General features: G+C 46.8%; 19 protein-coding genes. 15 read left to right on the top strand and 4 right to left on the bottom strand.

All coding sequences use genetic code 11. The features are described from left to right. Positions 1-22: 22 nt before the first annotated feature. Together dapE and dapD are read right to left on the bottom strand one after the other, a co-directional pair. On the bottom strand, positions 23-1,174 hold the full coding sequence (dapE, locus tag ICV90_RS02815; RefSeq protein ID WP_215359518.1) for a succinyl-diaminopimelate desuccinylase: 1,152 nt from the start codon (positions 1,172-1,174) through the stop codon (positions 23-25). Positions 1,175-1,183: 9 nt separating this feature from the next. Next, a complete protein-coding gene (gene dapD / locus ICV90_RS02820) occupies positions 1,184-2,011 on the bottom strand; it encodes a 2,3,4,5-tetrahydropyridine-2,6-dicarboxylate N-succinyltransferase (RefSeq protein ID WP_215359520.1) in 828 nt (275 codons plus the stop codon). A gap of 175 nt (positions 2,012-2,186) precedes the next feature. Between dapD and smc the strand changes: the two genes are divergently transcribed. The 4 genes from smc to ICV90_RS02840 are packed head-to-tail and all read left to right on the top strand — an operon-like array spanning position 2,187 to position 9,307. Continuing rightward, the gene (gene smc / locus ICV90_RS02825) at positions 2,187-5,708 is read left to right on the top strand and encodes a chromosome segregation protein SMC (protein WP_215359522.1); all 3,522 of its coding nucleotides are present in this window, start codon (positions 2,187-2,189) and stop codon (positions 5,706-5,708) included. Further along, positions 5,709-6,779 carry a cell division protein ZipA C-terminal FtsZ-binding domain-containing protein gene (locus ICV90_RS02830; RefSeq protein WP_251367774.1) on the top strand — a complete coding sequence of 357 codons (1,071 nt, stop codon included), beginning with the start codon at positions 5,709-5,711 and terminating at the stop codon, positions 6,777-6,779. 9 nt (positions 6,780-6,788) lie between these two features. Next, positions 6,789-8,804, top strand: a complete 2,016-nt coding sequence (gene ligA / locus ICV90_RS02835) for an NAD-dependent DNA ligase LigA (protein WP_215359524.1) — start codon at positions 6,789-6,791, stop codon at positions 8,802-8,804. A gap of 11 nt (positions 8,805-8,815) precedes the next feature. After that, a complete protein-coding gene (locus ICV90_RS02840; protein WP_215359525.1) occupies positions 8,816-9,307 on the top strand; it encodes an NUDIX hydrolase in 492 nt (163 codons plus the stop codon). Here the strand turns inward: ICV90_RS02840 and ICV90_RS02845 are convergent. Both ICV90_RS02845 and map read right to left on the bottom strand, forming a co-directional pair. Beyond that, the gene (locus ICV90_RS02845; RefSeq protein WP_215359527.1) at positions 9,304-11,901 is read right to left on the bottom strand and encodes a [protein-PII] uridylyltransferase; all 2,598 of its coding nucleotides are present in this window, start codon (positions 11,899-11,901) and stop codon (positions 9,304-9,306) included. The genes ICV90_RS02840 and ICV90_RS02845 overlap by 4 nt on opposite strands. A 3-nt stretch (positions 11,902-11,904) precedes the next feature. Further along, positions 11,905-12,741 (bottom strand): type I methionyl aminopeptidase, encoded by an 837-nt coding sequence (map, locus tag ICV90_RS02850; protein ID WP_215359529.1) that lies wholly within the window; start codon positions 12,739-12,741, stop codon positions 11,905-11,907. A gap of 268 nt (positions 12,742-13,009) precedes the next feature. Here map and rpsB point away from each other — a divergent pair, with 268 nt between their 5' ends. The 11 genes from rpsB (at position 13,010) to lpxD (ending at position 24,060) form a co-directional block, all read left to right on the top strand. Further along, on the top strand, positions 13,010-13,759 hold the full coding sequence (gene rpsB / locus ICV90_RS02855; RefSeq protein ID WP_215359531.1) for a 30S ribosomal protein S2: 750 nt from the start codon (positions 13,010-13,012) through the stop codon (positions 13,757-13,759). Continuing rightward, complete coding sequence (gene tsf, locus ICV90_RS02860) at positions 13,759-14,643, top strand: translation elongation factor Ts (protein ID WP_215359533.1); 885 nt, start codon at positions 13,759-13,761, stop codon at positions 14,641-14,643. The genes rpsB and tsf overlap by 1 nt, the downstream gene beginning before the upstream one ends. 185 nt (positions 14,644-14,828) lie before the next feature. Then, positions 14,829-15,539: a UMP kinase gene (gene pyrH, locus ICV90_RS02865; protein ID WP_215359535.1), complete on the top strand. Its 711-nt coding sequence runs from the start codon at positions 14,829-14,831 to the stop codon at positions 15,537-15,539. A 24-nt stretch (positions 15,540-15,563) separates the two neighbouring features. Next, entirely contained in the window at positions 15,564-16,124 is a 561-nt protein-coding gene (gene frr, locus ICV90_RS02870) for a ribosome recycling factor (protein ID WP_215359537.1), read from the top strand. A gap of 25 nt (positions 16,125-16,149) precedes the next feature. Further along, positions 16,150-16,923, top strand: coding sequence for an isoprenyl transferase (locus ICV90_RS02875; protein WP_215359539.1), 774 nt, complete (start codon positions 16,150-16,152; stop codon positions 16,921-16,923). Between the two features lie 28 nt (positions 16,924-16,951). After that, a complete protein-coding gene (locus ICV90_RS02880; protein WP_215359541.1) occupies positions 16,952-17,779 on the top strand; it encodes a phosphatidate cytidylyltransferase in 828 nt (275 codons plus the stop codon). Then, complete coding sequence (gene ispC, locus ICV90_RS02885; RefSeq protein WP_215359543.1) at positions 17,779-18,975, top strand: 1-deoxy-D-xylulose-5-phosphate reductoisomerase; 1,197 nt, start codon at positions 17,779-17,781, stop codon at positions 18,973-18,975. Before ICV90_RS02880 ends, ispC begins: the two co-directional genes overlap by 1 nt. Continuing rightward, positions 18,963-20,096, top strand: coding sequence for an RIP metalloprotease (locus tag ICV90_RS02890; RefSeq protein WP_215359545.1), 1,134 nt, complete (start codon positions 18,963-18,965; stop codon positions 20,094-20,096). The genes ispC and ICV90_RS02890 overlap by 13 nt, the downstream gene beginning before the upstream one ends. Beyond that, on the top strand, positions 20,093-22,441 hold the full coding sequence (gene bamA / locus ICV90_RS02895; protein ID WP_371743866.1) for an outer membrane protein assembly factor BamA: 2,349 nt from the start codon (positions 20,093-20,095) through the stop codon (positions 22,439-22,441). The genes ICV90_RS02890 and bamA overlap by 4 nt, the downstream gene beginning before the upstream one ends. An 18-nt stretch (positions 22,442-22,459) precedes the next feature. Next, positions 22,460-22,987 carry an OmpH family outer membrane protein gene (locus ICV90_RS02900; protein WP_215359547.1) on the top strand — a complete coding sequence of 176 codons (528 nt, stop codon included), beginning with the start codon at positions 22,460-22,462 and terminating at the stop codon, positions 22,985-22,987. A gap of 5 nt (positions 22,988-22,992) precedes the next feature. Continuing rightward, positions 22,993-24,060, top strand: coding sequence for a UDP-3-O-(3-hydroxymyristoyl)glucosamine N-acyltransferase (gene lpxD, locus ICV90_RS02905; RefSeq protein WP_215359549.1), 1,068 nt, complete (start codon positions 22,993-22,995; stop codon positions 24,058-24,060). Positions 24,061-24,105 lie beyond the last annotated feature (45 nt).

Raw genomic sequence — 24,105 nt, forward strand, 5'->3', positions numbered from 1 at the left:
AAGCGACTAGGCAACTAAGTGCTTAGGCAATTAACTGCTCGAGAGTCTTGCGATAGATATTTTTGAGTGGCACTACATCATTGACGATCACACACTCATCGATTTTGTGGCTAGTCGCATTAAGCGGCCCAAACTCCACAACTTCTTTGCAGATCTTGGCGATGAAGCGGCCATCACTCGTACCGCCAGTGGTGGAGAGCTCTGTATCAATCTTGGTTTCTGCTTTGATTGCTGTGCGGAGTGCACCAGCTAATGCGCCGTCGCCTGTAATGAATGGGCTGCCACCCAATACCCAGTCAATCTCAAAGTCGAGACCAGCATTTTTGAGGATGTCCTCAAGACGCTCGCGAAGCTGTTCTGGCTTGCTCTCGGTAGAGAAGCGAAAGTTAAAGTCAATTGTCAATTCACCAGGAATGACGTTATTCGCGCCAGTGCCAGCATGTACATTCGAAATCTGAAAGCTTGTAGGTTGGAAATATTCATTGCCTTTATCCCACTCGGTTTCTACTAATGCAGAAATTGCTGGTGCAGAAAGATGAATTGGGTTCTTGCCTAGGTGAGGGTAGGCGATATGCGCCTGAATACCTTTTACCTTGAGCTTGCCAGACAGAGATCCACGACGACCGTTTTTAATCATGTCGCCTAGTTGATCGACTGAAGTTGGTTCACCGATCACGCAGTAATCCAAGCGCTGACCTTGTTTTTGCAGGCGGTCGCACATGATCACTGTGCCATCGTTAGCGGGACCCTCTTCATCGCTAGTGATCAAGAATGCAATAGAGCCTTGATGATCTGGGTGCGTAGTGACGAATTCTTCTGTGGCAACCACAAAACCTGCGAGGGATGTTTTCATATCCGCTGCGCCACGACCATAGAGCATGCCGTCACGAATGGTTGGAGTAAAAGGATTGTTGGTCCACTTCTCTAATGGGCCTGTAGGCACCACATCGGTATGGCCTGCAAATACTAAGACTTTGCCTTGATCGCCGGACTTACCCTTTTTAATAGCCCACAAGTTGGTTACCTGGAAATTTTCAGGACCACTCACCACGCTCTCGGTATGAAAACCAATTGCTTGGAGACGTTTGGCAATTAAATCTTGGCAGCCACCATCAGCCGGCGTTACAGAATGGCAAGAGATGAGAGCTTCGGTTAGCTCAAGTGTGGCGCTCATAGATTTAATTTAGTCGCGAAGTAATTCGTTGATGGCAGTCTTAGCTCTGGTTTGAGCATCAACTTTCTTCACAATGATTGCGGCATACAAGCTGTATTTTCCGCAAGCAGAAGGAAGTGAGCCTGGAACAACTACTGAACCAGCTGGAACGCGACCATAGTGCACTTCTCCAGTTTCGCGATCATAGATCTTGGTGCTTTGACCAATGTAGACGCCCATGGATAAAACAGCGTTTTCTTCGATCACAACACCTTCAACCACCTCAGAGCGGGCGCCGATGAAGCAGTTATCTTCAATAATGACTGGACCGGCTTGGATTGGCTCCAAAACACCGCCAATACCAACGCCACCAGAAAGGTGTACGTTTTTACCAATTTGAGCGCAAGAACCAACGGTTGCCCAGGTATCTACCATTGTGCCTTCGCCTACATAAGCGCCAATATTGACGTAAGAAGGCATTAAAACGGCGTTTTTTCCGATAAATGAGCCACGGCGGGCTACTGCTGGGGGAACTACGCGGAAGCCACCAGCAGCAAAGTCGGCCGCGGTGTAGTTTTCAAACTTGCTAGGAACCTTGTCGTAGAACTGGGTATAGCCCCCAGCATTCATAGGTTTATTGTCTTCTAGGCGGAAAGAGAGCAAAACGGCCTTCTTAACCCATTGATTTACCTCCCACTTACCGACATCGCGGCGCTCAGCCACACGAATAGTGCCGGCATTAAGGCCTTCTAATACGGCATTTACGGCATTACGGACATCCCCAGGGGCGCTATCTGGAGAAAGGTTTGCGCGGTTTTCCCAGGCTTGTTCAATGATGTTTTGTGGTGATTGGCTCATGCTTTTTAGTTAACTATCAGATTGTTAAGGGATTTTGTCCCGGGAGGTAGATTTATCATTATATAGATGGGGCAAAAACGCGTCCAAGCAGGCTAGAGCTTGCTATCATCTTCCCACTTTAGCTTTAATTTTTTACCCCTTTATTTGAACCCCTTTTTTCCCTGCAAAGTACGCCGTGCAACTGAAATCCATCAAACTTTCCGGCTTTAAGTCTTTCGTAGACCCAACCCATTTTGAAATGCCTGGCCAACTCATTGGCGTTGTGGGTCCCAACGGTTGCGGAAAGTCGAACATTATTGACGCTGTCCGCTGGGTTTTGGGTGAGTCCCGCGCCAGCGAATTACGTGGTGAATCGATGCAGGACGTTATTTTTAATGGCTCTGGTTTACGTAAGCCATCTGGCCGCGCTAGTGTTGAACTCATTTTTGATAACACTGAAGGGCGTGCTCAAGGCCAGTGGAGTGCTTTTACAGAATTAGGTATCAAGCGCGTTTTAACTCGCGATGGAAATTCGAGTTACTACGTGAATAACCAAGTAGTACGTCGTAAGGACATTCAAGATATTTTCTTGGGCACTGGTATGGGTCCAAGAGGTTACGCCATTATTGGACAGGGCACAATCAACCGCATTTTGGAAGCAAAGCCTGAAGAGTTGCGAGTGTTCTTGGAAGAAGCTGCTGGTGTTTCCAAATATAAAGAGCGTCGCAAAGAAACGGCTTCACGTTTAGAAGACACAGTAGAAAATTTAACGCGTGTTGAAGATATCTTGCGAGAGCTTGATCAGCAGTTAACGCGCTTAGAAAAACAAGCGACTGTTGCTGAGCGTCATGCTGAGCTTTCTACACAGATGAAGTCTCAGCAACAACTGCTTTGGTTTGTACGCCAGACCGAGGCTGGTAAAGAGCAAGAGCGTCATGCCAATGGTATTCGCGATACTCAGGTTGGCCTGGAAGAACAGACTGCTAAGCTACGCCACGTCGAAGCCGAGCTAGAAACCATGCGTACAGAACAGTACGCATTACAAGATAAAGTTTCTCAAGCGCAAGGTGATTTGTATCAAACAAACTCTGACGTTAGTCAGGTTGAGTCACAGATTCTTTATGTGCAAGAGGCGCGTCAACGTTTGCAACAGCAAACTCAAGATTTGCAAGCACAGTTACAGCGCTGGACTGTGCAAGAAACGGATGCAGCACAAGCGCAGCGCACTACTGAGCATGAACTGTCTTTAGCAGCCGAAAAAGAACAAACACTCTTAGCGGATTTAAATGGTTTGCAAGAGCAAATGCCAAGTCGTGAAGAGGCTTATCAAAACGCTTCACGTGAACTGAATAGCGCGCGTGATTCAGTTGCTTCTATTGAGCAACGTTTAGCAAGTTTGGGTGAGCGCCTTCGTTCAATGTCAGCTCAGTCAGATGAGTTGAAAGGTCGCGAAACTCGCCTTGTTGGTGAATTCGATGGCTTACGCCGTCCTGATGCTGAGGCTTTGCAGACAGCAATAGATCGTCAGGTCATGGCTGCCCGTAAAGTTGAAGAAGCTAAACAGCGCGCTGTTGAAACGCAACAACGCGTTCCAGCTGCTGACGAAGCCCGTAATACTGCGCAACAACAGATTCAAGTTGCTAACCAAGACCTCGCTCAAACTGAAGCCAAGTTGACCGCATTGACTGCCTTGCAAGCCAGCGTTCAAGCCCAAGGCAAGATTGGACCTTGGCTTGAAAGCAAGGGGCTAAAAGAGAGCAAGCGCCTCTGGCAAGAACTTAAAGTAGAGAGCGGCTGGGAAACTGCGCTGGAATCCGTGCTGCGTGAGCGTTTAGCTGCTGTGACCGCAAAGAGTGCGCAAGAAACATTAGCTTTGGCTAATGATGCGCCTCCAAGCCGTTTAGCAATTTTGCTTACAGAAGAAATTGCGCCAGCGCATACCTCTGCTCCTGCGGACTTCACGCCATTATTGAGTCGTGTACAAAGTGCAGGCGCCCCAAGACTCACATCTGTATTGCAAGAATGGTTAGACAATATCTATATTGCTGGCAGCCTTGAGGATGCTTTGCATCGCCGTGAAAAATTACCTGCTGGTGGCGCATTCGTTACCCAGCAAGGTCATTTAGTGAGTCGTGTTGGTGTGCAATTGTATGCAGCCGATTCTGAGCAGGCCGGTATGTTGGCGCGTGCTCAAGAGATGGAAAGTCTCGAGAAGCAATTGCGCGCACAACAACTCATGCAAAGTGAGCTTAAGGGCGAGTTGGATCAATGTGTTGCTAACTATCAAGCGGCACACCAAGCGGCAGAACAAGCCCGTGAGAACGCAGAGCATGCTGTTCAAGAATCGCACGGCTTTGAAGTGGAAAGAATGCAGCTGACTCAAGCTGAAGAGCAATATAGTCAACGTGCAGCACAGATTCAGGGTGAGTTAAGCGAGTTGCGCCAACAGATGGAGCAAGTGAGTCAGACCCAAGAGCAGTCTGCTGCTGAATTACTGGAGTCTGAAGAGTCCAAAGAAGGCTTGCAAGAGGCTTTGCAAGTAGCGCAAGAAAAATTAGAGCGCTCTACTGAAGAGCGCGATCGTTTGCGTGAGTCACTCCGTGCCGCTGAAATGGCAGCTCAAGAAGCAGCTTTTGCAACGCGCTCATTGCAACAGCGCATCACTGATTTGCAGCGCGATCAAAGTACTGCTCGAACACAGATCATGGAGATTCAGGATAAGCATGATGCCGCTGCTCAAGAACTAGAAACGCTGAGCGACGAAGAGGCGCAAGATAAATTACAAGGTCTATTGCTAGCTCGCAGTGCGCGTGAAGCTGCATTGGCTAATGCACGTACTGAACAGGATGCTTTATTGCACCAACTGCGTGAAGCTGATGAGTCCCGCATGCAGGTAGAGCGCAGCTTACAGCCAATGCGTGACAAAGTGGTGGATTTGCAATTGCGTGAGCAGGCTGCTCGTTTGAACTTTGAGCAATTTGCCACATTGTTATCGGATGCAGAGGCTGATCTGACTGCACTTGAGGCAAGTTTCAGTACTGACTTAAAAGTTGGTGCCTTGCAGAGCGAAGTCAATCGCTTGAATACTGAAATTCAGTCTTTAGGTCCAGTCAATATGGCTGCCTTGGATGAGTTATCAAGCTCTCGTGAGCGTAAGCAGTTCCTGGATGCGCAGTCTGCCGACTTGAATGAAGCAATGCAGACCCTGACAGATGCGATCGCGAAGATCGATGCTGAAACACGTGACCTATTGCAGGGCACTTTTGACCAGGTTAATACCCACTTCGGAAAGCTCTTCCCTGAGTTGTTTGGTGGTGGCCATGCTGAATTGGTAATGACTGGCGAAGAGATTTTGGACTCTGGCGTACAGGTAATGGCTCAGCCTCCAGGCAAGAAAAACAGCTCTATTTACCTACTCTCTGGTGGTGAAAAAGCCCTGACCGCAATTGCTTTGGTGTTCTCGCTCTTCCTTTTGAACCCAGCCCCATTCTGCTTGCTCGATGAGGTGGACGCTCCATTGGATGATGCAAATACCTTGCGTTATGCAAATCTAGTGGCCAAAATGTCAGATAAGACACAGTTTTTGTTTATCTCTCATAACAAGATCACTATGGAAATCGCACATCAACTCATTGGTGTCACGATGCAAGAGCAGGGCGTATCCCGCATTGTTGCGGTGGATATTTCTTCTGCTGTTTCAATGGTGGAGGCCGCCTAAGTGTACGTAGAACAAATCATGACGATGTTGGGTTTGTCTGATTTGCAATTTGCGCTGGCTGTTATTGGTCTATTGATACTAATAGCAGTGGCGGTTTTGAATATCAAGTATGCTCGTGCCCGTCGTAAGGCAAAAGAGCAAATTGAATATTCCGTAGATGATCGCTTTGGAAAAGAGCCGAGTTTTGGTCAAGGTTTTGCTGAAAGTGATGTAGGGCGCACTGAGCCCAGCTTCGGCGAAGTAATCACAACCATTTCAGCCCCAGAAAAGTTTGCGATTGATCCGCGGATTGATTGTGTCATCACACTGCGCTTTGATGAGGCTATTAGTGGTTCGGAAATTCTGGCAGAAATTAATGCCTGGACGGACCTTGATGCTCAATCAACAGCACGCTGGATGTGCGAAGGCTTAAATGCCAACCTAGATGTTGCTGAAGACTGGGAAGAACTCCATCCTGACTCTACGTATTCTGATTTACAGCTAGCCATTCAGCTGGCGAGTCGCAAAGGTGCTATTGGCGTCCTAGAGTTATCCGACTTTTGCTCTCGCGCCCAAGCGCTTGCAGAAACCTTGGGCTCCCAAATCGATATGCCGAGCGTGAGCGCGATGTTGGAAAGTGCGAATGAATTAGATGTCATGGCTGCCGAGAGCGACATTCAATTGAGTATCAATGTGCTGTTTGATGAACCCTGTCCATGGGGTAACTTTGATGCGCTCATGCGTCAACGTGGCTTTAAGCTATCTCGCAGTGGACGTCAGTATGAGTATCAAAGCAAGGGTATAGTGCTTTTTAGTAGCTCTGATTTTGATCCAAATAAATCGGTAACTCAGGTAACCCTATTGCTTGAAGTTCCCTTGGTGCCACAAGAAGAGCGCGCATTTGAAAGAATGCTTTCCGAGGGTGTAGAGATTGCACAAGCTGCCCATGGCCGCTTAGTGGATGACAATGGTATTAATTTAAGTGAAGCTGCGGTCATCAGTATTCGTCAGCACCTTGATGTTCTTTATGCCAATCTTGAGAAATCCGGCGTTCCAGCTGGATCTTCTACAGCTAGTAGATTATTTAGCTAGGAAATCACTTTGTCGTCCACTAGTCCGACAAATTTAGCGGAGCGTTACGCATTCTTGCAGGCTGAGCTTGCTCGCTTAGAGCATGCCTATTACGTTTTAGATAATCCGCTTCTTCCTGATATTGAATACGACCGCCTTTATAGAGAGTTAATTGATATTGAAGTTGCTCATCCAGAATGGGTCACCCCAGAATCCTTGTCTCAGCGGGTAGGCGGAACAGCATTAAAAGAGTTTGATTCGGTTACCCATGCAGTACCAATGCTTTCTTTAAATAATGCATTTGAAGATGCTGAGCTGATTGCTTTTGATCGTCGTTGTCGCGAAGCCTTGCATACAGATCACGTAAGCTATGCCGGTGAACTCAAGTTTGATGGTCTAGCAATCTCACTTCGTTATGAAAACGGATCGCTGGTAACAGCAGCAACCCGGGGTGATGGTGCTAGCGGTGAGGATGTCACTGCCAACATTAAAACGATTCGTGCAATTCCACTCAAACTCACTGGAAAAAATATTCCGCAGGTCCTAGAAGTGCGCGGCGAAGTCTTTATGTACCTCAAAGACTTCGAGAAGATGAATCGACAAGCGGCAGAGTTGGGCGAGAAAGAATTCGCCAACCCTCGCAATGCTGCAGCAGGTAGTCTTCGTCAATTGGATTCGAAGATCACTGCTAAGCGGCCACTTTCCTTCTTTGCTTATGGCTTAGGTGCCTTAGAGCCAGCCTCTTGGTTACCTCAAACTCATGAAGAATTACTCAATGCTTATGCTGAGCTAGGCTTGCCAGTGTGCTCTGAGCACAGAGTGCTGCATTCTGTAGAAGAGATCTTGTCCTTCTATAACGAGATAGGTGCAAAAAGAGATTCATTGCCGTATGACATTGATGGTGTGGTCTATAAGGTGAACTCATTTGCTGAGCAAGCCAAGTTGGGATTTGTTTCAAGAGCTCCTAGATTTGCGCTCGCCCATAAGTACCCAGCACAAGAAGCTCTGACTACTGTTTTAGGTATCGATGTGCAAGTAGGGCGTACAGGGGCAATTACTCCAGTGGCGCGACTTGCTCCAGTAGAGGTTGGCGGTGTAACTGTTACCAATGCAACCTTACACAATGAAGATGAGGTCAAGCGTAAAGATGTGCGTATTGGCGATACCGTATCAGTGCGTAGAGCTGGTGATGTAATTCCTGAGGTGGTCTCAGTCATTAAGGATCGACGTCCAGCCGATGCAGCAGAATTTGTGATGCCCACAAACTGCCCAGTATGTGATTCTCATATTGAGCGCTTGGCGGATGAAGCAGTTGCGCGTTGTAGTGGCGGATTATTCTGTGGCGCGCAGCGCAAGCAGGCCTTGATTCACTTTGCCCACAGAAGGGCGCTTGATATTGAGGGCCTAGGTGAGAAAATTGTTGATCAGTTGGTTGATCACAATCTAGTGAGAACCCCGGCGGATCTCTACAGACTGGGATTCACAGCATTAGCTAACCTAGAGCGTATGGGCGAGAAGTCTGCAGATAACCTCATTCAGGCAATTAACCAATCCAGAAACACCACCTTGGCCAGATTTATATTTGCATTGGGTATCCGTCATGTGGGTGAGACTACCGCCAAGGATTTGGCGAATCACTATCAATCGATGCATGCCTTAATGGATGCAAATCTTGAGGATCTACTAACCGTTAAAGACGTAGGCCCCGTTGTTGCGGACTCCATCACCAGCTTCATGCAAGAAGCGCATAACCGCGAAGTCATTGAGCAACTCTTAGCTTCTGGAATGCAACTTACTGTAGAAGCAAAGGTTATTAGTGCAGCTGTTGCAGGTAAGACATTTGTCCTGACGGGTACATTTCCAACAATGACCAGAGATGAGGCAAAAGACCTGCTTGAAAAAGCCGGCGCTAAAGTAGCAGGCTCTGTCTCCAAGAAAACCGACTATGTGGTTGCCGGTGCAGATGCTGGCAGCAAGCTCACGAAAGCTGAAGAATTGGGTGTGCCGGTGATTGATGAGGCAGCAATGCTCGAGCTGCTTAAATAGTTTCTTTCGGCGTGAATATATTTTCTGAAATTGCCATTCGGGCGCGCAATACCATTCATGAGGCTCGGTGCAATATCATCCTGACCTCTTCTAGTCCATTTTCTCGGGCAACAACCCAGGGTCACATCACCGCCAGTGGCTTAGTCATCAAGGATGACAAGGCTTTGCTAATTTTTCATCCGTATATCAAGCGTTGGTTTCAGCCGGGTGGTCACATTGATGAGGGTGATTCGCCGATAGAGGCTGCAATTAGAGAGGTTTATGAAGAAACTGGTTATGTCTGCGAATCAGATCCTGATAGCCAAGATCCAATTGATATTGATTTTCACGAGATACCTGAAAACCCCAAAAAGGGCGAAGGGGCCCATCTACATATTGATTTGCTTTATCGCTTGAGAGTCTTGAGACAAGAGCAACCTGCAGAAGATATTGAATGTAGGTGGGTTGCTTTTAGAGATATCGAAAGCATTCGCATCCAACGTGCTTTGGCTAAATTGGCTTAAGCCCCTAGAGCCTCAAGCAATTCTGTCTCCAGCTGGATCTGTAGCTTTGGGTTCTTACCCAGGTTAGCCGCATCTAAAAGTAGAACGTCTTCCACTCTCTCGCCCAATGTATTAATTCTGGCAGTATGAATAGAGACCTGATGTTTCGCTAATACCCTGGAGATCGTGTAAAGCAAGCCAGTGCGGTCACTTGCTGAGAGAGCCAGTGTGTAATATCTGCCGCGGTCATCTGGAACCATGTGTACGCGTGGCTGAATTGGGAAAGTGCGCGACTGTCTTGAAAGACGGCCCATGCTTGGGTTAGGTAGTGGCTCCGCATTCGTTAAAGCCTCGGTCAACTCAAATTCAACGAGTTGGATAAGGTCGCGATAGCTGCCACCTTCATCTACCAGGTTGCTGCCGGAGATTTGGAAGGTATCTAGAGCATAGCCATGACGCGTCGTGTGAATACGGGCATCCCAAATTGAGAAGCCGTGTCTTTCAAAGTAAGCGCAGATTCTGGCAAAGAGATCTTCCTGGTCTTTAACGTAGACAGCCACTTGCAAGCCTTCGCCAATAGGCGACAGTCTTGCTCTCACAATGGGTTGATCGCTATTGACCTTGTTGTATAGATGACGTGTGAGCCAAGCAATGTCAGATGAGTCCTGTCTTAGGAAGAAGGCTACATCCAATTGCTTCCATAGATCCTCATATGATTCGTCATTAATGCCATACAGACGTAATTTGGCTTTGGACTCTTCTTGGTGTTGCGCCAATTCTGATGAGGCATCTGTCTTGGCTCCGCCGAGCACTCTTAAGGTCGCGCGATATAGATCCTCAAGTAGCTTGCCTTTCCAGGCATTCCAAACCTTAGGGCTGGTTCCACGTACATCAGCCACGGTTAATAAATAGAGCGCAGTAAGGTGACGCTCATCACCTACTTTTTTGGCAAACGCCTTCACGACATCGGGGTCGGTGATATCTTGTTTCTGAGCGGTTTGACTCATGTTGAGGTGCTCAGCAACCAACCATACCAATAGCTCAGTATCTTTCTTATCTAAGCCATGATCCTTGGCGAACTTACGCATGTCTGCTCTGCCCAATTGTGAGTGATCACCACCACGTCCTTTGGCAATGTCATGAAAGAGCGCGGCAATGACCAGCAACCAAGGTTTCTCAAAGTGAGCAATGAGGCTGCTGCAGAAGGGGAATTCATGGGTATGTTCAACCACCATAAAGCGGCGTACATTCCGCAGCACCATCAAGATGTGTTGGTCAACGGTATACACGTGAAATAAGTCATGCTGCATCTGCCCAACAATCTTGCGGAAGGCCGGGAGATAGCGACCTAGAACGCTACTGCGATTCATGAGATGGAAGGCACGACTGACGCCTTCGGGCTGCTTCAGTATTTCAATAAAAAGGGCTCTATTAATTGGGTCGGCGCGCCACTTGCTATCCATCTTGGTGCGAGCGTTATATAGAGCTCTAAAAATAGTTGCAGACAGGCTCTTTACATTTGAGGTTTGAGCAAATACCAAGAAGGTTCTTAGAATTTGTTCGGGATGCTTTTGAAAGAGCTGCGGGTCAGTGATATCCAATACCCCTTGACGCTCAATAAAGTGCTCGTTACCTTCACCTGGAATGGCGAGAATCGTTTTGGACTCTTGCGGAAAGAGCAAAGCTTCAATATTTTGCAAGAGAACGTCATTTAATTGGGTAACCGCTTTTGCTGCCCAGTAGTAGCGACGCATGATGGCTTCGCTGGCACGACGTGAGGATTCTTCTGTGATCCCCATGGATTCTGCAAGTGCTGCTTGCAAGTCAAATGCAAGAACATCTTGTCTGCGCCCTGCAAGTAAATGCAAATTAGCGCGCAGCGTTTCCAGGAAGCGTTGGTTACGATTAAGCTCAGTCAGTTCGCGCTGTGTGACCAGTCCAGCTTCGTTGAGATTCTTAAAGGTATCGCCCAACAACGCCGCTTTGCTTACCCAAGAAATCACCTGTAAGTCGCGTAAGCCCCCAGGGCTCTCTTTGCAATTAGGCTCTAAAGAGTAGGGAGTGTTCTGATATTTGTAATGACGCTGAATTTGTTCGGCTTGCTTGGCCTGAAAGAAGGCCTTTGGATCCATGGCCGCTTCAAAAGCTTTGGCGAAGTCTTTGAATAATTGTTTATTGCCGCAAATGAGGCGCGCCTCTAATAGAGATGTACGTACAGTAATGTCTTGCTCGGACTCTGACATACATTCAGCCACGCTTCTGACTGAAGAGCCTATTTCCAATCCTGTATCCCAACAGCTTGCAACAAATTGCTCAACTTGCTTTAAAAGAGCTCTAGCCTGTTCTTCGTCAGCAGGCAGCAGAATCAGAATATCAATATCGGAGTAAGGAAAAAGTGCACCTCTACCGAATCCGCCAACTGCGACTAGAGTGGCTTCATTATTTAAGCCGCAGTTAGTCCACAGATGGGAGAGGAGTTGATCGCTTAACTTAGAAAGTTGCTTAGTTAATTTACCAACAGACTGTGTTTTTCTAAACCCGTCGTAAGCAATCTCGCGCGCTGCACGCAGGCTAGCTGCATCAATAATGTTGCCGTCTGCCTGCGACTTGCTCATGGACTATGCGCTTGCTAATGTGGGTCTAAATGAAAGACCTTTAACGCAATCAGGAGGTGGGTTGCTACCTTCTGACCAAGTCAGCACCTCAACACCTGTTGGGGTAACCAACAGCGTATGTTCCCATTGGGCTGACAGGCTACGATCTTTTGTCTTCACGGTCCATTGATCGGGCATAGTGCGAATATCGCGTTTGCCCGCGTTGATCATGGGTTCGATCGTAAAGGTCATGCCGACTTCTAGTTTTTCACCAGTACCCGGTTTGCCGTAGTGAAGAATTTGTGGGTCTTGGTGAAACACTTTGCCAATACCGTGACCGCAGTACTCACGTACTACTGAGTAACCCGCTTTTTCTGCATGAGTTTGAATGACGTGACCAATGTCACCGAGTGATGCTCCAGGCTTTACTTGAGCTATGCCAAGCCACATACATTCAAAAGTAGTTTGCGTAAGGCGTTTAGCCATGACGGAAACTTCACCCACCATGAACATACGGCTGGTGTCACCGTAGTAGCCATCAGGAGTAATGACAGTGATGTCGAGGTTCACAACATCACCAGTTTTGAGAACTTTGTCTCCTGGAATGCCGTGGCAGATCACATCATTCACGGAAGTGCAAATGGATGCTGGAAAGGGTGGGTACCCAGGTGGCTGATAATTTAATGGGGCTGGAATAGTCTTCTGGACATCGCGCATGTATTCATAGCAAATCCGATCCAGTTCCCCAGTGGTAACCCCGGCCTTGACGTGAGGAGCCACATGATCCAAAACTTCGCTTGCTAGGCGGCCAGCTTCTCGCATCCCAAGGATGTCTTTTTCTGCAGTAAATACACTATTCATGCCTTGATTATCAACGACTTGGATAGTTTTAGCTTAGTCATATTGCCTAAATTTTAGGCAAATATCCCATTTTTGGGGCTTCTAGTGGCTATTTTGAGGGTTGGCCCCCTTTATTGTTTGGGGGTGAAGGTGGCTAGAGCATTGATATTTAAGCTATAATTTTGCACTCGGGTCCATTTTGGACTTGAAATCGCGAGTTGAGCCTTCCAGGGTGGCGTTTTTTAGCGCAGCTAGGACTCAACTTTAGAAACAACCCTTAGGAGAAGTTATGTCAGTAACTATGCGTCAAATGCTGGAAGCCGGTTGCCATTTTGGTCACCAAACCCGTTTCTGGTCCCCAAGAATGGCCCCTTACATTTTCGGCCATCGCAACAAAATCCACATCATCAACCTGGAAAAAACATTGCCAATGTTTCAGGACGCCCTGAAATTTGCAAAACAAGTTGCTTCTAATCGTGGCACTATTTTATTTGTTGGTACTAAGCGTCAATCACGCGAGATCATTGCTGAAGAAGCTGCTCGTGCTGGTATGCCTTACATCGACAGCCGTTGGTTGGGTGGCACACTCACCAACTTCAAAACTGTTAAAGGTTCCCTCAAGCGTTTGAAAGACATGGCAGTTGCTAAAGAAGCTGGCGACTGGGAAAAGCTTTCAAAGAAAGAGGCTTTGACTAACGACCGTGATCTCGACAAATTGCAAAAAGCACTTGGCGGTATTCAAGATTTGAACGGTGTTCCTGATGCGATTTTCGTAGTTGACGTTGGCTATCACAAGATTGCTATTACTGAAGCCAACAAGCTTGGTATTCCAGTGATCGCTGTTGTAGATACCAACCACTCACCAGAAGGTGTTGATTACATCATCCCTGGTAACGATGACTCCAGCAAAGCGGTTCTCCTTTATGCGCGTGGCATTGCTGACGCAATCCTCGAAGGCAAAGCTAACTCTGTTCAAGAAATCTTGACAGCAGTTAAAGAAGGCGAAGAAGAGTTTGTTGAAGAAGGGAAAGCTGAATAATGGCCGCTATTTCCGCTGCAATGGTTGGCGAGTTACGCGCCAAAACTGATGCTCCGATGATGGAGTGCAAAAAAGCTTTGACTGAGGCTGATGGTGATATGGCTCGTGCAGAAGAAATTCTGCGTGTAAAGCTGGGTAGCAAAGCTGGTAAAGCCGCTTCTCGTGTAACGGCTGAAGGTATCGTTGCTACTTCTATCAATGGCACTACCGGTGCTTTGTTGGAAGTGAACTGCGAAACTGACTTCGTTTCTAAGAATGATGATTTCTTGGCATTTGTAAATGACTGCGTGAAGTTGGTTGCTGAAAAGAACCCAGCTGACGTTGCTGCATTGTTAGCATTGCCATTGAATGGTCAAACTGTTGATGAAGTTCGTAGCGCATTGATCGGTAAGATCGGCGAGAACATCATGCCGCGTCGCTTCAAGCGTTTCGCTGGTAGCAACAAGTTGGTTTCCTACCTCCACGGCACCCGTATTGGTGTCATGGTTGAGTTCGAAGGTGACGAAACTGCTGCTAAAGACGTTGCAATGCACATTGCTGCAATGAAGCCAGTAGCTTTGTCGATGGCTGACGTTCCTGCAGAAGCAATTGCTGTAGAGCGTAGTGTTGCTGTTCAAAAAGCTGCTGAATCTGGTAAACCACCAGAAATCGTTGAAAAGATGGTTGAAGGTTCTATTCAGAAGTACCTCAAAGAGGTTTCTTTGTTGAACCAGACTTTCGTTAAAAACGACAAGCAAACTGTAGAGCAAATGCTCAAGGCTGCAAATACAACAATCAAGGGTTTCACCATGTTTGTTGTAGGCGAGGGCATTGAGAAGCGTCAAGACGACTTTGCAGCTGAAGTAGCTGCACAAGTGGCCGCCGCCTCTAAAGCAACAGCTTAATAGGTCAGTTTGGGGCTTGCCCCACTGCTTGGTAATACCCAAAAGGGCATAGAAACCTTAGTTTCTGTGCCCTTTTCTTTGATCCCTCCCAAGCCCTTTATAATTTGGCGGAGATATTAAAAAGTGCTTAAAGATCAATAAGCTAAGTAAGTTAATTACTTGGCAAATTACGGAAAATAAAAAACATGCCAGCCTACAAACGAGTCCTCCTAAAACTATCTGGTGAAGCCCTTATGGGCGATGATGCTTTTGGCATCAATCCAGTCACTATCGATTCCATGGTTAAAGAAATCGCCGATATTGTGAATATCGGAGTAGAGCTAGCGATTGTGATTGGTGGCGGAAATATTTTCCGTGGGGTTGCAGGTGGTGCCGCTGGTATGGATCGCGCAACTGCCGATTACATGGGTATGTTGGCAACCATGATGAATTCTTTAGCATTGCAAGATGCGTTGCGTCAAAAAGGTGTTGAAGCGCGCGTGCAATCCGCTCTTCGCATGGATCAAGTGGTTGAGCCTTACATTCGTCCACGTGCAATTCGCGCGATGGGTGAGGGGAAGGTCGTTATTTTCGCAGCGGGTACGGGCAATCCATTCTTCACTACTGATACTGCTGCCGCTCTGCGTGGGGCTGAGATGGGTGTTGAGATTATGCTCAAAGCAACCAAGGTGGATGGTATTTATAGTGCTGATCCAGTAAAAGATCCAACTGCCACTTTATATAAAACCATTACGTTTGACGAAGCGTTAATCAAGAATCTACAAGTCATGGATGCAACTGCATTTGCATTGTGCCGTGATCGCAAATTACCAATCAAAGTATTTTCAATTCTCAAGCCAGGCGCATTAATGCGTGTAGTGCAAGGTGAACCTGAAGGTACTTTAGTACACGTTTAAGGTACATGTTTAATAGGAGGCCTGATGTCTGCAGCAGAAATTAAAACCAATACTGATCAAAAGATGCAAAAGTCTATTGAGGCTTTGAAAACCAATTTAGCCAAGATTCGCTCTGGCCGTGCTAACCCAGGAATTCTGGAGCACATTCAGGTGGATTATTACGGTAACCCAACGCCATTAAGTCAGGTTGCTAGCCTAGGCTTAGCGGATGCACGCACCATTAACGTTCAACCATTTGAAAAAACGATGGTTGCGGTGATTGAAAAAGCAATTCGTGATTCTGATCTTGGCTTAAACCCAGCATCTCAAGGCACTGTAATCCGCGTACCAATGCCTGCCTTGACTGAAGAGCGCCGCCGCGACCTCACTAAGGTTGTGAAGAATGAAGGTGAAGAAACTAAGATTGCTGTTCGTAATTTGCGTCGCGACGCAAATGAGCATTTAAAGCGCCTTACTAAAGATAAAGAAATTTCCGAGGATGAAGAGCGCCGCGCTACTGATGACATTCAGAAGATGACGGATAAAGCAGTGATTGATGTTGATAAGATCGTTTCTGAAAAAGAAAAAGAGATCATGACGGTTTAAAACCGCCTTGAATTTTTAGCCTCTCATGACTCAACACTCTAGTTCAACCCTAGCTATCCCGGAGGTAAGTGCCATACCTCGCCATGTGGCGATCATCATGGATGGCAATGGGCGTTGGGCTAGCAAGCGGATGATGCCTCGCGTTGCGGGGCACTCAGAGGGTTTGAGCGCTGTACGGAAAATCGTTGAAGAATGCCGCAAGCTTGGTGTTGAATACCTCACAGTATTTGCCTTTAGTTCAGAGAACTGGCGTCGCCCACCAGAAGAGGTGGGTTTCTTGATGAAATTATTTCTGAAGTCACTCAAGGGTGAAGTATCTCGTTTGGCAGAAAACGATATTGCTTTGCGGTTGATTGGTGACTTGAGTCGTTTTGATTCTGCTATTCAAGAGATGGTGCAATTCTCTGAGCAAAAGACGGCTGGCTGCAAAGGCTTAACTTTTACGATTGCCGCTAACTATGGTGGTCGCTGGGATATCTTGCAGGCAATGCGCCAATGTCTTTCTGCTAATCCCAATTTAAAGCCAGAGCAGGTTACTGAAGAATTGCTTCAGCCTCATCTTTCAATGGCTTACGCACCAGAGCCAGATTTGTTTATCCGCACTGGTGGCGAGCAGCGCGTAAGTAATTTCTTGTTATGGCAACTGGCATACACTGAGTTGTACTTCACGGATGTTTTGTGGCCTGACTTTGATGAGAAAGAATTGCACAAGGCATTTGACTGGTTTAGCCAGCGCGAGCGCCGTTTTGGTCGTACCAGTGCTCAGCTTGCATCTCAAGCAATGAGTGATGCAGTTTGACGCTGCCAATTACTAAGCTCAATCCCTCATGTTAAAAACCCGAGTTATTACCGCCCTTGTTCTATTGGCGGTATTGCTGCCTATTCTGTTTTTACTCCCGGCAATGTATGTTGGTGTATTCTTTTTGGTGGCATTGTTGGCTGCCGCTTGGGAATGGAGTCGCTTATTGGCGCCTGAGGCTGGACGTGCTGCTTGGTTATACGCATTATTTTGCTTGGCCATTATTTTGTTTCTGTTGGGGATGCAAAATGCCTCCTGGCAATTTGCCTTATTGCTACTAGCTGTCATTTTCTGGTTCTTCGTAGCACCATTTATATTGGCTAAAGGCATGAATTTGTCGCTGGAAAAGCTACGACCTTTCTATGTTGTGCTCGGCTTAATTTTGTTGCCAGCCACTTGGTTTGCATTAGTGTTTTTGCGCGAGTTAGGGCTGATCTTTTTACTTAGCAGCATGGCTCTAGTATGGGTTGCCGATATTGGTGCTTACTTTGTCGGCAAGGCGTTTGGTAAACGTAAGCTTGCTGTGCAAATTAGTCCAGGTAAATCGATTGAAGGTGCTATTGGCGGTTTAATACTCTGCTATGTTTATGCGTTCTTATGCGTTTACTTCTTGCCCTTTGAATCGACTTTGTTTGGAGCATGGGCTATCCGCTTTGGTTGGGTTCCCATGTTCCTGATGGTGACCGTATTAACAGCCTTCAGTATTTTTGGGGACTTATTTGAATCTCAGTTAAAGCGTTTAGCTGGCGTTAAAGATTCCAGTCATTTATTACCAGGTCATGGCGGAGTGTTGGATCGGGTGGATGCCTTGATCCCAGCAATGCCCATCGCAGCGCTCTTAGCGGGATTTGTGTAATGTCAGTCAAGAAGGTCGCGATCCTAGGCTCAACTGGCTCCATTGGCGTTAACACGCTCGATGTGATTCGTGCCCACCCAGATCGCTTCAAGGTGGTTGCGCTTACCGCAGCAAAGCAGGTAGATTTACTGGCTGAGCAGTGTGCCGAATTTAAGCCAACCATTGCGGTAGTGGCGGATGCCGATGGTGCCGCTCGTTTAAGCAAGATTTTGCTCGAGAAAAAAATAAATACGCAGGTCTTGTATGGACCGCAAGCTTTAGTCAAGGCCGTTACTGAATCTGATTGCGATACTGTCATGGCTGCCATTGTGGGTGCTGCAGGATTAGTGCCCGCCTTAGCTGCTGCAAAAGCTGGCAAAAGAGTGCTACTCGCAAATAAAGAAGCCTTAGTAATGTCTGGCGATTTATTTATGCAGGCGATGAAGGTCGGTGGTGGCGAATTATTGCCAATCGATAGTGAGCACAATGCCATTTTTCAATGCCTACCTAGTCAATTTTCTAAAGCCCCCAATCCTAGCCTAGGGGTTGAAGAGCTATGGTTAACTGCTTCAGGAGGCCCATTCAGAAATACACCGCTTGATCAATTGGCTGACATTACTCCTGAACAAGCATGCGCACATCCTAACTGGGTGATGGGTAGAAAAATTTCAGTTGATTCTGCGACGATGATGAACAAAGGCCTTGAAGTGATTGAGGCGTTTTGGTTATTTGGTTTGCCTTTAGAAAAAATTAAAGTATTCATTCACCCGCAAAGCGTTGTGCATTCGATGGTGCGTTATCGTGATGGTTCTGTGCTTGCGCAATTGGGTCAGCCTGATATGCGAACCCCTATTGCTTACGGCCTGGCGTGGCCGGAGCGTATTGAGGCGGGTGTAGCTCCATTGAGTTTGACGCAGTTGGCGAATTTAAGTTTTGCTGATCCAGAGTTAGAGCGCTTTCCTTGTCTCTCGTTGGCGTTTGCTGCCGCTAAAGCAGGAGGTACTGCACCAGCAGTTCTGAACGCCGCCAATGAAGTTGCAGTAGCAGCCTTCTTAGATGAAGGCCTACCGTATTTGCAAATCCCCCATGTGGTGGAGAGTGTGTTGAGCACTATTTCTTCCGTTAATGCAGACTCGCTAGAGTTAATTTTGGATGTTGATGCTCGCGCTCGTCAAGCAGCGCAAGTAGTGGTGAAGGAAATTCTTTGCAGGCATTGATTACTCTTGCAGCTTTTTTGTTAACCCTGGGCGTGTTGGTTAGCTTTCATGAGTTTGGGCATTTCTTTGCTGCTCGTTGTTGTGGCGTTCGAGTCCTTCGCTTCGCAATTGGCTTTGGTAAACCGCTATTTACTTACCATGCCAAAAATAAAACAGAGTGGGTGTTAGCTGCAATTCCATTGGGCGGCTATGTGAAATTACTTGATGGTCGAGATCGTCAGCAAGTGATTACTGCGGCCGATGAATCTGAGGCGTTTGATAAAAAGCCGCTATGGCAGAGATCATTGATCGTGGCCGCGGGCCCATTAGCCAATTTCTTTTTAGCGATTGTCTTTTTTGCCCTGATCTATATTTCGGGCGCCCCACAATTACCTGCCGTTTTACAAAATCCCGCTGAAAATTCTGTCGCTGCCAAGCTGGGGGTAATAGCGGGTGATCGGGTGATTGGCTGGCAGAATTTGGGTTCCGAGGAGGGTGGTGCGCCCCTTTTAGGGGATTTTGACCCTGTACCGAGTTGGAATGCCTTGCGCTGGAATTTGATGGATGCACTTACTGGAGAGAGTGGATTCGCTCTAGAACTAGCCACAGCCACTGGTGGAAGCTCAATAAAGTCCTTTTATTCCAAGGATTTACCCAAAATCAGTCCTAATCAGGATCCGATGTTGGCTCTAGGTATTCTGCCGGTATTAACGCCCTTGGGGCAGTGGCAGGACCTGAAGTTGGGGCCAATAGATGCGCTCATTTTTGCCTCAAAGAGGGTGCGGGTAATTACCAAGGTTTCTGCAAGGTTAATGGCTGGTTTGTTTACCGGCAATACCTCCTTAAAACAGCTGGGCGGACCTCTCAGTATTGCGGACATGGCGGGTAAATCAGCTCAGGTAGGGTGGCAGCCATTTTTGGGCTTTTTGGCGCTTATGAGTATTAGCATTGGTTTGCTGAATTTACTCCCTTTTCCGATACTTGATGGGGGTCAGCTACTGTATGATGCATGGGAGTTGGTAGCCGGTAAGCGGATTTCGACATCAATGCAGGAGCGGCTCCAAAAAGTGGGCTTTATTTTGCTGATTTCTATGTCATTACTGGCCTTGTTTAACGATTTACAACGCTATATTTCGCCTTGAATCCTCTGACACATTCTTTCCGTATTTTTGCCCGTTTCATTACCCTTCTCTTGGTATTTTCTGCGCTTGGGTTGAGTTTGAATGCTTCTGCGGCCGAGTCTTTTGTAGTGAAAGATATTCGTGTTGAAGGTTTGCAGCGTGTAGAGCCTGGAACGGTATTTAGTTATTTACCTGTTCAAGTAGGCGACACCTTTAATGAAGAAAAGGGTGCGGAATCGATTAAGGCCTTGTATAGCACTGGGTTCTTCAGGGACGTGCAAATCCAAGAGCAGGGCAATGTTCTTATTGTGATTGTGGAAGAGCGCCCAACGATCTCTCGTATTGAGTTTACTGGGATGAAAGAGTTTGATCCTGAGGTTGTTCGCAAGTCCTTAAAAACAGTGGGCGTTGCTGAAGCGCGTTTTTATGACAAAGCACTCATTGATAAAGCAGAGCAAGAATTAAAGCGTCAATACGTTGGTAAGGGTATGTATGCAGCGGAGGTTGTTGCTACAGTGACCCCGGTTGAGCGCAACCAGGTAGCCGTCTATTTCAATATCGACGAGGGCCCTGTTGCTAAAATTCAAGAGATTAATTTCATTGGCAACGAAGTGTTCAGTGAAGGTACTTTAAAAAGCGAGATGCAGTTAAAAACTGGAGGTTGGCTATCTTGGTACAGTAAAGACAATCTTTATTCAAAGCAAAAACTCACTGCCGACTTAGAGTCCATTCGATCTTATTATCTCAATCGTGGTTATCTTGAGTTTGTGATTGAGTCCACTCAAGTATCGATTACCCCTGATAAAAAGGGTATCTACCTCACCATTAGCATTCGCGAAGGTAAAAAATTCACCGTCAAGGATGTGCGTTTAGCAGGTGAAACCTTAGGTAAAGAAGCTGAGTTAATGCAGTTGATTGTGTTGAAGCCTGGAGACACTTTCTCATCAGCGCGCTTGACTGAAAGCACCAAGGCAATTGCTGAGGTCCTGGGTTCTTATGGTTACGCATTTGCAACGATTAACCCTCAGCCAGATATCCGTCGTGACATAGCTGAGGTGGACCTTACCTTGGTTGTAGATCCTGGCCGTCGTATTTATGTGCGCCAAGTAGCTATTTCTGGAAATGCAAAAACTCGCGATATGGTGATTCGCCGCGAAATACGCCAGTTTGAAAGCTCTTGGTTTGATAGTGACAAGATCGATTTATCTAAAAAGCGTTTAGGTCGCTTGGGTTACTTTACTGAGACTGACATCACTACAGAGGATGTCCCTGGATCTCCTGACCAGGTTGATGTCAATGTCAAAGTAGCTGAGAAGCCAACAGGAGCAATTACCGTTGGTGCAGGTTTCTCCTCAACCGAGAAGTTGATTTTGTCTGCAGGTATTAATCAAGACAATGCCTTTGGTACCGGTACATCCGTTGGATTAAATGCCTCTCTCGGTAAGATCACTCAAAATCTAACCCTCTCTAACTATGACCCATACTTCACTGAAGATGGCATTAGTCGCTACACCGATCTGTACTATCGATCATCTAAGCCTTTGTACTACGCTGGCGACCCTGATTATCAGATCAAGTCTGTTGGATCGAATATTAAATTTGGTGTGCCGTATACAGAAGTGGATAGAGTATTTTTTGGAACCGGTCTAGAGGCCTTTCAAATTAAAACTTCTGTAAATACTCCAATACCATATCTAAATTATGCGATGAGTTATGGGGTGCCTTCACCAGGTTACCCTGGTACCGCAACAACTTATAACGTTCCTATAACTGTTGGTTGGGCGCGTGATGGTCGCGATAGCTCATTAATTCCTTCAACAGGTTCTTTGGAGCAACTCTCAGGCGAAGTTGGAACTCCTGTTGGAGATCTCACTTTTTACCGTATTTATGGCCAGTATCAGAAATACCATTCCTTTTCAAAAGGCAATATTTTGTCCTTTAATGGTGAGGTTGGTTATGGGCAGGCGTATGGCAACAATCCATTTCCAATTACTAAAAACTACTATGTAGGCGGTATTGGTTCCGTACGCGGTTATTCTCCTGGCTCTTTGGGTCCGCAGTACTACAACACATATATTGGCGCTTACCAGCCAACAGGCGGACAGTCTAAGATTGTTAGTAACGTGGAATACACCTTCCCCGTACCTGGCTCTGGGGTGGATAAAACCCTTCGCCTATTCACCTTCGTGGACGGCGGTAATGCATTTGGGCAAAACATCAATTTAGTTTTGAGATACTCCTACGGATTGGGTTTATCATGGATATCACCGCTTGGGCCATTGAAATTCAGCTATGGTATTCCGTATAAGTCACAACCAACGGACAATATCCAGCGTTTGCAGTTCCAAGTGGGCACGTCGTTTTAATTGTTTAAGGAAAGTTTTATGAAGCTTTATCAATCTACTAAATGGATTCGAGTTGGCCTGATTGCTGCTATGACAGTAATCGCAACTCCTCAAGTTTTTGCTCAAGATGCAGGAACGCGCGTTGCAGTTGTGAACTCTGAGAAAGTCTTCAATGAGTCCAACTTAGCAAAAGCAATGCAAACTCGCTTGCAGAACGAATTTACTAAGCGCCAAAACGATTTGCGTGACAGCGCTCAAAAAATTAAATCTGCTGCTGAAAAGTTAGATCGTGATGCTGCCGTGATGAACGAAGCTGAGCGTGTTCGTCGCCAACGTGAGTTGGCTGATCAAGATCGTGAACTGCAACGTAAGCAACGCGAATTTACTGAAGATCTCAATCAGCGTACTTTCGAAGAGCGCGCCAAGATTGCAGAGAAAGCAAATGCAGTGTTGAAGCAAATTGCAGAACAAAGAAAAATTGATGTCATTGTTCAAGAAGCAGCTTATGTCAGCCCTAAGGCAGATGTAACCGATGACGTTATCAAGGCTTTAAATAGCCAGAAGTAAGCTTTATGCCGACCGCCATTGAGCTGGCCGAACAGTTTCAAGCAAGCTTGGTGGGGGAGGCCTCCCACGGATTTACTGGCCTCGCTCCTTTGGAGCGAGCGCAGCCAGATCAGATCTCCTTCCTTTCCAATCCGCTTTATAGACAGCAAGCTAGTGATAGCGCTGCTGGAGCATTGATTGTCAGCAAGTCTGATTTAGAGTTTTTGCAGGCAAATCCTAGTGCACATTCCGCAAAGCGGGTGTACTTTGTTTCTAAAAATCCATACGCTACTTTTGCCAGAATGGCGCAACACTTTGCAAAAGCTAGTAGCCCAAGCTACATACCTGGAATGCATCCCAGTGCAGTAATTGATTCCACTGCGAGCGTTCCATCCTCCTGTCACATTGGTCCATTTGTGCAAATTGGTGCTGGTGTAAAGCTCGGTGAGCGCGTAACTGTTTTAGGAAACTCCAGCATTGCCGGGGGTAGTGTTATTGCAAGTGATACGCTGATCTATCCATCTGTTTCTATTTATTACAACACTCAGATTGGTGAGCGTTGCATTATTCATAGCGGCGCTGTCATCGGTGCCGATGGCTTTGGTTTTGCTCCAGACTTTTCTGCCACAGGTGGGGAGTGGGTCAAGATTCCCCAGACGGGGCGAGTAGTTATTGGCAATGATGTGGAGATTGGCGCCTCAACCACGATTGATCGTGGTGCAATGAGTGACACGGTTATAGGCACAGGAACGAAAATTGATAACCAGGTGCAAATAGCGCATAACGTTGTGATTGGTAATTGCTGCGTTGTTGCTGGATGTGCTGCTATATCTGGCAGCACTAAAATTGGCAATTTCTGCATCATTGGCGGCGCAGCTAACTTTGCGGGCCATCTCACGATTGCCGATAGAACAACGGTTTCTGGTAATACTTCTATTATTCGCTCTATTACAGAGCCTGGGCAGCATTTCACAGGCGTTTATCCATCAATGCTCCACGGCGCCTGGGAGAAAAATGCTGCCATTTTGCGTGGGCTAGATAAAATACGTCAGCGCTTGCGCTTGTTAGATAAAAACAAAACTACAGAGTCTTGAGATTCTGTAGAGCCAAAATTAATATTTACTTTTCAGCGGGTCATT

This window comes from Polynucleobacter sp. JS-JIR-II-b4, from assembly GCF_018687815.1.
Taxonomy (GTDB): domain Bacteria; phylum Pseudomonadota; class Gammaproteobacteria; order Burkholderiales; family Burkholderiaceae; genus Polynucleobacter.